The organism is Companilactobacillus huachuanensis, assembly GCF_005404815.1.
Taxonomy (GTDB): Bacteria; Bacillota; Bacilli; order Lactobacillales; family Lactobacillaceae; genus Companilactobacillus; species Companilactobacillus huachuanensis.
Map to the genome: position 1 here is coordinate 1 of NZ_BJDF01000040.1, position 9,761 is coordinate 9,761.

Annotated in this window: 10 protein-coding genes and 1 pseudogene; 8 read left to right on the forward strand and 3 right to left on the reverse strand. The window is 35.5% G+C overall.

What is annotated here, in order from left to right; genetic code table 11:
• Positions 1 to 175: 175 nt before the first annotated feature.
• The 3 genes from FFM71_RS13005 to FFM71_RS13020 all read left to right on the forward strand — a co-directional run bounded on the left by FFM71_RS13005 (position 176) and on the right by FFM71_RS13020 (position 2,222).
• Complete coding sequence (locus tag FFM71_RS13005; RefSeq protein ID WP_137612590.1) at positions 176 to 1,105, forward strand: replication initiation protein; 930 nt, start codon at positions 176 to 178, stop codon at positions 1,103 to 1,105.
• Positions 1,106 to 1,381: 276 nt separating this feature from the next.
• Positions 1,382 to 1,948: a DUF536 domain-containing protein gene (locus FFM71_RS13015; protein WP_062913471.1), complete on the forward strand. Its 567-nt coding sequence runs from the start codon at positions 1,382 to 1,384 to the stop codon at positions 1,946 to 1,948.
• Positions 1,884 to 2,222 carry a hypothetical protein gene (locus tag FFM71_RS13020; RefSeq protein ID WP_125765017.1) on the forward strand — a complete coding sequence of 113 codons (339 nt, stop codon included), beginning with the start codon at positions 1,884 to 1,886 and terminating at the stop codon, positions 2,220 to 2,222. The genes FFM71_RS13015 and FFM71_RS13020 overlap by 65 nt, the downstream gene beginning before the upstream one ends.
• 342 nt (positions 2,223 to 2,564) lie before the next feature.
• On the opposite strand, the gene FFM71_RS13025 is transcribed toward FFM71_RS13020, so the two are convergent.
• Positions 2,565 to 2,945 (reverse strand): DUF4430 domain-containing protein, encoded by a 381-nt coding sequence (locus FFM71_RS13025; protein ID WP_125765019.1) that lies wholly within the window; start codon positions 2,943 to 2,945, stop codon positions 2,565 to 2,567.
• Between the two features lie 454 nt (positions 2,946 to 3,399).
• A complete protein-coding gene (locus FFM71_RS13035) occupies positions 3,400 to 3,732 on the reverse strand; it encodes a VanZ family protein (RefSeq protein WP_158298625.1) in 333 nt (110 codons plus the stop codon).
• A gap of 429 nt (positions 3,733 to 4,161) precedes the next feature.
• Here FFM71_RS13035 and FFM71_RS13040 point away from each other — a divergent pair, with 429 nt between their 5' ends.
• From FFM71_RS13040 to FFM71_RS13055, 5 genes are all read left to right on the forward strand, one after another.
• Complete coding sequence (locus FFM71_RS13040) at positions 4,162 to 4,752, forward strand: WxL domain-containing protein (protein ID WP_137612591.1); 591 nt, start codon at positions 4,162 to 4,164, stop codon at positions 4,750 to 4,752.
• 67 nt (positions 4,753 to 4,819) lie between these two features.
• Positions 4,820 to 5,908, forward strand: a complete 1,089-nt coding sequence (locus FFM71_RS13045) for a WxLIP family cell surface protein (protein ID WP_137612592.1) — start codon at positions 4,820 to 4,822, stop codon at positions 5,906 to 5,908.
• Between the two features lie 473 nt (positions 5,909 to 6,381).
• Positions 6,382 to 6,669, forward strand: coding sequence for an SGNH/GDSL hydrolase family protein (locus FFM71_RS13910; RefSeq protein WP_373278811.1), 288 nt, complete (start codon positions 6,382 to 6,384; stop codon positions 6,667 to 6,669).
• A 21-nt stretch (positions 6,670 to 6,690) separates the two neighbouring features.
• Entirely contained in the window at positions 6,691 to 6,888 is a 198-nt protein-coding gene (locus FFM71_RS13915; protein WP_373278812.1) for an SGNH/GDSL hydrolase family protein, read from the forward strand.
• Between the two features lie 160 nt (positions 6,889 to 7,048).
• Positions 7,049 to 7,603 (forward strand): recombinase family protein, encoded by a 555-nt coding sequence (locus FFM71_RS13055; RefSeq protein WP_033615067.1) that lies wholly within the window; start codon positions 7,049 to 7,051, stop codon positions 7,601 to 7,603.
• 515 nt (positions 7,604 to 8,118) lie between these two features.
• Here the strand turns inward: FFM71_RS13055 and mobQ are convergent.
• A pseudogene (mobQ, locus tag FFM71_RS13060) lies at positions 8,119 to 8,538 on the reverse strand (MobQ family relaxase); the annotation flags it as partial.
• Positions 8,539 to 9,761: the final 1,223 nt, after the last annotated feature.

Genomic DNA, 9,761 nt, shown 5'->3' on the forward strand with positions numbered 1-9,761 from the left:
CTCTCCCAAGCGTTTCACAAATGTTTGGGGGTCCAATTGTCTGTTTATAGGGGTCCAATTGTCTGTTTATAGGGGTCCAATTGTCTGTTTATGGGGGTCCAATTGTCTGTTTATAGGGGTCTCGTCTTGAGGTTCCGGCCTTGATATGGTAGCCTCTGATTTAGGAGGTGGTTTTTTGAGCAACGAACTAGTTAAATATGATCCAGAGTTAAATACCATTCCACTTCGAAAATTTACTCCAGTTGAAATGAATTTATTTTTTTCGATTATTTCTCGTATGCGTGACAAGGGAGATCAGACCGTTCGTTTTACTTTTGATCAATTAAAAGAGTTAAGTGCTTATAAACCTACTGCAAATAACCGTTTTGAAGATGACATTCAGAGAACTTATGAAAAAATGATGGGATTACATTTTGGTAGACGAAGTAAAAGTGGCTTAAATCGAGAATTTTTTGTTATGTTTACCGAATTTGAAATTAAAGGCGAAGCTGAAATACCTTACGTTGATATCCGAGTTTATCCTAAAGCCTTACACTTACTAAACGATTTAGAAAGTTGGGTTCGTTATGCGTTGGCAGAGTTTAGAGATTTAAAAAGTAGTTACGCAAAAACAATGTTTCGGTTACTAAAACAATTTAGAACTACTGGGTACGCTTACTTTTCCAAAGCAGATTTTGATGAGTTACTTGATATTCCAAAAACTTATCGGCAAGGCGACATTAACAAAAAAGTGATAAAACCAATCAAAGAAGAACTTACCCCCCTATTTCGTGGGCTAACTGTCCGAAAGAAATACGGTAAAGGGCGAGGAAAGCCTGTTATTGGCTATTCGTTTACCTGGAAACCTGAAAAGAAAGACGCTAACGACTTCTCACAAGGTCAATTTCAAGATGAACGTCAAAAACTCTTTAATATTCAGCATAATGGTGAATTAACAGAACAGGAAAAATGGCGTGCCATTGATAAAGTTAAGGGGCTAACTTTAGGCTCTACTGAAAAGCAAGCATTGGCTGTCAAACAAGCCGAACATGATAAAAAAATAAGAGATCAAGCAAGAAAAGAAGCACTTGCTGAACTCCGAAAGGGGTTTGGAAAACATGCCTAAAACTATTAGAGAACTTGCTGATGAGTTTGGTGTATCAAAACAAGCCATTAGGGAAAAAACTAGATGCAAACTTTAGTTGTTGTTAATTCGGGATATTTGCTGTTAAAGCAACATTCATTGGTGGCAACAACCAGAACCAAATCAATTATAGTTTAGCTTGAAGATTGATACCTAAAGAAAACCAATCGACAACCAAGTTTAAGTTTTGCTTGTCGATTGGTTTTCTTGTCGTTTTTAACTTATAATTTAAGGCGGATTAATTAGGCGGTGAAACTATTGGGCAAGACTATTCGGCAACTTTCAGAAGAATTTAAATTGTCAAAACAAGCTATTAATCAACGTATTAATAGCATTAATGGCTTTCGAAGCAAACACACTTACAAAGTTAAAAACCATCTAGAAATAGACAACCAAGGCGTTAAAATGCTTGCTAATTTTGACAAGCAAAAACGACAAGAACGACAACCAAATCGGCAAGCTGAAAACGACAAGGACAAAAATATTGATCAGATCTTGCTGAAGCAACTTGATGTTAAAGATCAACAAATTGCAAATTTACAACAAGCCTTAGATCAGCAGCAAAAATTACAGATAGCAACGGTTGCAGAGAACCATCGATTAAAAGAACACGTTCAGAAACTGAGTGGCTTGTTTGAATCTTCTAGTGCTACTCATCAGCAACAATTAAACGACAAGGACGATACCTTGACGAATAGTTCTAATACCAGTCACATCAAGGATAAAAACGACAATCAAAATGAAAATAAAGTTGCTGAATATGGTAATAGACAAAAGAAAACATTTAAGAACAACACCAATAATAGTTGGTGGCATTTTTGGTGACAATCAGTGGCAGCAAGGCTCTGGATCTGTAGATGAAAAAATATTTGGATTTGTAAACAAAAGGCGTTTATATCAAAATGATTTTAACCAATTGAGTCACGAGCCCAAACCTACTGTTGAATTTTCAGCATTATTTAATTCTTCATGGTGGATATATGGGTTGAAAAATACTATGGAAAATAATGATCTTGAAAAATATCCTAGAAAAAATGAGAAACAATATCAAGATTACTTTGATAACCTAAGAATAGATGGAGTGAAAATATTTTTTTGACAATTATGATTATTGGTGGTTTGGACTTTATTATTAAGAGCTCTATACAGGCATGCTTATTATGGATAGTGGCATTAATAGAGGTTCAGAAGGGCGAGAACAGATTTTATATGGGCATTCGCTGTTCATACAATAATAGCCGTTTCGTTAACAGCGACTAAATTAATCGATTTGTTAAAAATGATATTAATCTGGGATTTAGGTTATCCGATTTGTGAAAAAAGTGGTTGTATTGATCCTTGAAAATTAAATAAAAAGGTAGATTGTAAAATTACTTATTTATGCAAAAAAATATGAGATAAGGATATTGAATTTATCCTCATCTCATATTTAATTTAATCATTAACCGTTATATTTTGATAATTTGAAAACAACTTTGTCTTTGTTGTGTAATTTCTTTTTGTCAGCTGAAACGTTAACTTGTTTGCCATTAACAGTGAATGTCCAGTAAATTTTCTTCTTGTTATTTTGTTTGTGACCGTCGATAGCTGTGATAAAGCCGCCTTTGTCGTTAACTTTCCAGCCTTTTTTAAGACCATCAGTAACAGTGGCATTCTTTTTCAATGTGATAGTTTTCTTGGCAATCTTCTTTTTGTTCTTCTTCAAAGTGTAAGTAGCTTTGATATTCTCGGAAGCCTTAGCTTGAACGGTTGTTGCAGTTGCTGGAGCGAATACCCCTAGTAACATTAATAATGACAATAAAAATGCTGTAATCTTTTTCATTATTTCCTCCTCGATTTGTACAACGATTTTTATTATAACAAAGAAAAGGCAGACGAAAATAATAATTTAAAAACCATCCAATTAAATAAGGCACAAAAAAGGATGCTTAAGGATAAAGAAATATATAATCATTTCAATTTAGAAAATATTCCCAGTTCCATCAAAACGGAGCTAAACAAGATAGTGCATGACATCGATGACTAATACTTTAACACCAAACAGAAAGGGGCTATGAATATATAGGGTCTATAATTAACAAATAACCCCTTGAAAAGACCGGTAAAACAGCCCCTAACAAATCAACTTGGTTTGTTAGGGGCTGTTTTTTAGATTATACCCTATTGGTCTTTTTTGATCCATTATCAATGGCTTTTTAAATTAGGGCCTAGTACTTTTGGAATGGAAATACTTTCCAACACCAAAAATTCTAGACCCAAATAAATTTACCTACGGGTTATTTATCAATTAACTTTGATAGATAATAACCAACTACAAATCCTAAAGTATTAGCAAGCACGTCATTTATATCTACCCAACGATGTGTTATTGCCAAATTGTCTGTTATAAATTGAATAAATTCGATAGTGAATCCAATAAGGATTCCAGTTGTAATCACATGAGAAATTTTGAATTTGGGAGAGAATAAAATATAGGTAAATATTCCTAAGGGACAAGTCATAATGATGTTTAGCCAGAATCCTAATTGATCTAATTCTTGAAAGGGAATGTAAGCAACTGGTGCCTTACCAATCATCATAAAGCTAATAGCTTGATTTGACGATGGCAATTTAATAGGTAAGGTTGGGTTAAAACATAAAAAACAAATTGATAATGCTGAAATTCCTAATAATACCCAGGCAAATAATTTTGAAATATGGTTAATAATTCATCATCTACTTTCATTATTAATTGAATTAAAAATATTGCAATAATTTATAAATTCTTCCTTAAATACATATTTTTGAAAACTAAATTTCAATTATAAGCATTTTTATCAAAACTATCACAAAAAAGTAGTAATAACGGAACTTTAACAAATCTTTTGAGAGCGTAAAATATCTTGTTTATTTATCCAAAAAAATATATAATTTACGCAGAGATTGAAAGAGATATCTATGTGATGGGTATTTCTCCAATCAAGCAGAGTCCGATTGATCCATCACATTAGGACTCTGTTTCATAGCGACCAACAGTCGTTTATGAGGAGGAAAATATTATGAAAAAACTCGTAAGAAATAGCATGTTAGTAGGGGCAGCTGTTTTAGGAATTGGTTCGTTAGGTGCAGTCGCTCAAGCAGCAACAACACCTGCACCATCAGTTACAAGCACATCCACGGCCGATATTACGCCTGGAAAGATCACTTTAAGTTCGGCCCCTAGTTTTCAATTTGGTACAGTAGCAGCTTCAGCAAACGATATTTCATATACATCAACTTCCACATCAGGAATCTTGGGTATCGCTGATGCTGGTACTGGTACTGGATACACTGTAACTGTTGCAGCATCACCATTCACGGCAACAGGCGGCGCAGCCTTAAAGAATGCACAACTATTATTAGATAATAAAGAAACAGATCCTATTAAAGCAGATGATGTTGATAATGTATCAACACCTCCAACACTTGTCGCAAATCTTTTACTATCAAGTTCACCAGTAACTGTTGTTAGTGCTAAAGCTGGTAGTGGTGTAGGTGCCTATACTGGAACATATGGTTCTACTGATGCCTCACTTAAGGTTCCAGCTGGTAATATTGGCGGATCCTACAGTTCAACCTTAACATGGACGTTAGCTAATGCACCTGCTTAAATATAAAAATTGAGGGCTTGTAACTTAATTGGTGCATGCTCTTTTTTTTTCTTCGGGAGATGATATTTTGAAGAAGCGTATTTGGATTTTCATGTTGTTTTTAATTAGTGTTATAACTTTTAGTTGTTTAGGAACCCAAGATGTTTCGGCCGCCACCTCAGAAGCTCAACCAGCAGTGACTTATAATATTGTGCCAGAACCTTCAAATAATCAGATCGATAAAAAAGTCGGTTATTTTGATTTGAAAGTGACGCCAAATGAGAAGTTGCAAGCTAAATTTAAGATTAATAATAACGATACTAAAACGCATACTTATACTGTAATGGTGAACCGGGCATCGACTGATACCAATGGGGTAATAGTCTATAACGAACATAATGTTAAAGCTGATTCATCTTTGAAATATGATATTGAAAAATTAGTTACATATCCTAAGAGTGTTACTGTTGATGCAAAATCTTCTACAGAAGTAGTTGTGAACATTAATGCTCCGAAAGGAAATTTTGATGGCGTATTGTTAGGTGGTATCTTTATCGAACAAGATAATCAAGTTAGCAAGAGTAATGCTAAGGGTGTAACGTTAAAAAATAAGTATAATTATGTTCTAGGCCTACAATTGAGACAAAATACTGACACAGTTGATCCAAATTTAAAACTGATCAAAGCATATGAAGATACTCAAAATGGACAAATTTCAGTCAATGCACTATTAGATAATGATGTGCCAAGATTGGAAGAAAAAGTTGATATCAAAGCAAAGATAACTTCAGAAAATGATAGTAAGAATGTTATTTTACAATCAGAGAAATCAAATATGTCAATTGCCCCAAACAGTTACTTTACTTATCCTATTAATGTTAATACAGTTATCGGTGCTAACAAGGATAAGAGATTAAAGTCAGGGACTTATATGATGTATTTGGATGTTAAGGCTAACAATGGGCAAAATATTTGGAAGCTTCAACGGAAATTTACGATTACTGACAAGCAAAGTCGTGAAATCAATAAGAAGACGCCAGTTAAGAACAGTCATACTAAATCCATTATGACTATCGTTGAAACAATTGCTGCAATTATAGTGGTTGCAGGGTTAGGTGTGTTTGGTATTACAAAAAACATAAAAAGTAAAACGAGATACGAAAAACATAAAAAGTAAAACGAGATACGAATAAAAGAATCCAATAACTCACTTTTGGGGTTCTTACTCAAATTTGGTTAAAATGTGAATGTGCTTAAATTCCCGTCTTCCGCAAGAATTAGAAATGTATTGGAACGCGATGGATCTCCAAAATCAGCCTTATTGTAAGTGGCAAAGCCGCCAACAATAATCACATAGCTGAACACATTTCCAATTTGTACTCCAGACTAAATAATTTTCCATTTAGTTTTTTTGTGGCAAGTATGTTTAATACGTAATTTTGTAAAATAAAAACGGCCTCTATTAAGAGATTCAAGTAAAGGATCTATCTTGAATACTTAATGGAAGCCGTTTTTTTTGTATTCCTATTAGAACACATTGATGAGAACTGTACCTGAGACGGAGAGCGTAAAATATCTTGTGTAAATGGTAGATTGTAATAATAATTATCTGAATAAGGGACATTTTTACCAAAACACTTGGTAGCTGGAATGTTAGAAAAGCACTGCCCTGCGGCAATGTGTACCATCTATTTAGGCATGCTATTAAAAAAATGGCAAAGCTTAAAGATTAAGGGCGATCGGACGATGAACTTGGCGTATAAAGTCATGATGAACCAGCAGCGAAGCTATACGTTACGGCAGTACGCGGTGATTTGTATTGGGACCAACGCGCTGGATGATTACGAAGAGCAAACCATGAAGATCATTCATGACTTGGAGCCGGGGCACAAGTTGATTCTGATGACACCTTATAATGCCCCGGCCGATGCTGACTGAAATTCATCAAAGTTGGCCGTTTTGGAACGGCGTCTGCCAGCTAAGTATAAGTTCATTACGATTGCCGACTGGGGCAAGATTGCGGCGCAACATCCAGAAGTCTTCAAAGGGATAGATGGCATACACTTCGGTGGCATTCGGGCTGGTGATATTTTATACGCCAAGGTAATCAATCAGGCACTACAAGTGGCTAAGCATTCCCCTGTTAAAGAGGATTAGATAAAAATATTTCTTGACGTTTTGAATATGTGATAATTAAAGTATTTAAATGGAACGAACCAGGTCACAACTTAACAGTTGTGGCCTCTTTTTTGATACTGTATAATTAAAGGGTTATAACCGTGTCACTACTTAATGACATAAGTAAGGAGATAAAAAGATGAAATATGGCTATGCGCGGGTCAGTACCACTGATCAAAAATTAGCAAATCAAATTGAGTTACTAAAATTGGCAGGAGCAGAAAAAATCTTTCAAGAAAAGTTTACCGGCACAACTACCGAACGACCGGAGTTTCAAAAACTGTTGCGCGCTCTAAAAACAGGTGATACTTTGATTGTCACTAAGCTTGATCGGTTTGCACGGAACACGCGCGAGGCCTTAGCCATTATCCAAGAGTTGTTTAAAGAAAATGTCAAAGTCAACATTTTGAATATGGGCTTAATTGACAATACGCCGACTGGCCAATTAGTCTTTACAATATTTAGCGCCTTTGCGCAGTTTGAACGCGATATGATTGTCACGCGCACACAAGAAGGTAAATTGTATGCCAAGCAACATGATCCGTTGTTTCGGGAAGGGCGACCGAAAACGTATTCTGATGAACAGATCAGATTTGCTTATGAGTTGCGAAAACAAGGCATGACTTATAAGATGATTGAACGAAAGACGGGGATTAGTAAACGCACGCAACAGCGAAGGTTTAAGTCGATTTAAAAATAGGTGTTTTAAGAATTGAATGTTTAATTAATCACGTACAACGGGGATTGCCGCTTTATTAAACAGTTGTGAGAGAAATTTATTTAGGGATTTTAGGCACTATTTATACCTGTTGTGCTATTGAGGTTAGTTGTGATAAGGATTAATTTGTACTACAAAAGGCCTACTCAATTGTTAGTTGAGCAGGCCTTTTGTGGGTATTTTGATTAGAGCTATTAACCCTATGCTAATTATAGGGCTTAGCTTTCAAATGGAACATACTATTATCCAAATTATGATTTGTTAAGGTGGTGTTGTCATAGTTACTGAATTGAATCAATTGGGCAGAAACAAGAAAAATTTAACTAAGACCATGGACACCATTCAAAATTAATGGAACGTCATCCTAAATCTATTGCCAATGGCGGGAATTGTTGATTTTTATTTATGCCAACTCGTGACCACATCTTATCATTGGATGGTATGAATGATGTTGACAGAAAAACTAGCATTAGAGACCTCCTTATTATATGGCGATTGGTTAACATCACATGTGCGTGCGGATTGTCTGAGTGATCGCGATGAATTGCTACGTCAGCTACCATACCTTGATCGACAAAATTTTCTTGCACATATTTTGTCAGTAATTCTTTCTGTTCGGATTCACTTAATTCTACCGGTAAAGCCACGTTAAATTCTTTTGCATACCGTGAGTTTGATTTACGATCGTTCTTTTCAACTTCATTCCATAATTTTTCTCGATCACTGGCCCATTCTGGTGCATTTTTGGGGGTTAAAATAAAGCTTTCTGGAATTACCGATCGGGCATAGAAATATCGGCGACCTTCTTTATCATCAAATAATTTTTCACCACTTCGATAAGCCGCACTGGCAATCGCACTTCGTCCTTTTCCAGCACTAATATTACTAAAACTCATATGAAAAATTGCCATGTAAGTCACCTCTTTACTTTGATTCTATGGGTTTTCTTCTGTTGTCGACATCGGCGACTTCTAATACAGGTTTTTTGGGGGGTAGCACAACATAGAATAAATTCTATGTATAAGTGCGCATTGACCTCGTTTCACTCGGTCTGCTGATAACCATAAAATCAGTTCTTGCCGTTGTTGAATGGAATGTATTTTTAATTCAATTTATGCTTACACTTAACTGAGTTTGTTATGCTTTAAACGCTAAAAATTGTTGCATATCCCGCTGCTTTCAACCAAATTTTTTTAATTGTTTTATGCAGAGAATCTTCATAAACCTGGCAACAAAATTTGAATAACTAACTTTAAGAACTGCGTATCTAATTTGAAATTATTATTTTAATGTTAGGAGTAATTAAGCTGAACTAAAAGAAAGTATTAAAACCAATTGATGAAATGCTCGCTGATCCTTGGCAAGTTGATATTCAAGAATTGTTTGAAGCTTCTGTCAATGAACCTGACGAGATCAAAAAGAATTTGTATGATTCCCTGGATACTTATATTTTGCAAAAAAGGCAAGAAGATATTAGTAATCTCCCAGGTTCCGTCATCTAGCCCTCTAAAAGCTCACTGAGGGCTTTTTATTTTGCGTTGGTATAAATATATATAAATAGTCTCAAAATCGCTGAGAACAAAAAATAAGGCCCTTAAAAAGGGACATAGCAGTTAAATCTTTATCAAGTTTTAGAAAAGCTAACTATTTGCTGTCAATGGTAGCGGACGAGCAAAGCGTAGGAGCATAAGGAATTGACAGCTTTAAACAAGTCTTAAAACTGAAATGGCGAAAGCCAAAGTTTCTACAAAACTTTGCTTTCCTGCCTAACGGCGAGTGAAAAAGCAGTCAAGCTGGCTCAGCTTGGACGGGGTTCGGGGCGTCAGCGCCCGAATTAATGTGGCTTGCCACACCTTTTTAGGCAACGAACAGAGTGAGGCGCAAGGAGCATAGCGACTGAAGTTTAATGTGAGCTGTTTTTAGCTCACTCCTTTGTGTTTTTTGCTTCTAGTTTTTGATCTCGTACAGTGGTGCCTCTTTTAAACCTCTTTTATAAACCTCTTTTAAACCTCTTTTAAGGGTATGTTCCACGGTACTCTCCCAAGCGTTTCACAAATGTTTGGGGGTCCAATTGTCTGTTTATAGGGGTCCAATTGTCTGTTTATAGGGGTCCAATTGTCTGTTTATGGGGGTC

Bases quoted from the DNA above. Each gene is read 5' to 3' on its own strand.
- FFM71_RS13020 (WP_125765017.1), top strand. From the start codon at position 1,884: ATGGTAATAGACAAAAGAAAACATTTAAGAACAACACCAATAATAGTT.
- FFM71_RS13025 (WP_125765019.1), bottom strand. From the start codon at position 2,945: ATGAAAAAGATTACAGCATTTTTATTGTCATTATTAATGTTACTAGGG.
- FFM71_RS13040 (WP_137612591.1), top strand. From the start codon at position 4,162: ATGAAAAAACTCGTAAGAAATAGCATGTTAGTAGGGGCAGCTGTTTTA.
- FFM71_RS13910 (WP_373278811.1), top strand. From the start codon at position 6,382: ATGTTAGAAAAGCACTGCCCTGCGGCAATGTGTACCATCTATTTAGGC.
- FFM71_RS13055 (WP_033615067.1), top strand. From the start codon at position 7,049: ATGAAATATGGCTATGCGCGGGTCAGTACCACTGATCAAAAATTAGCA.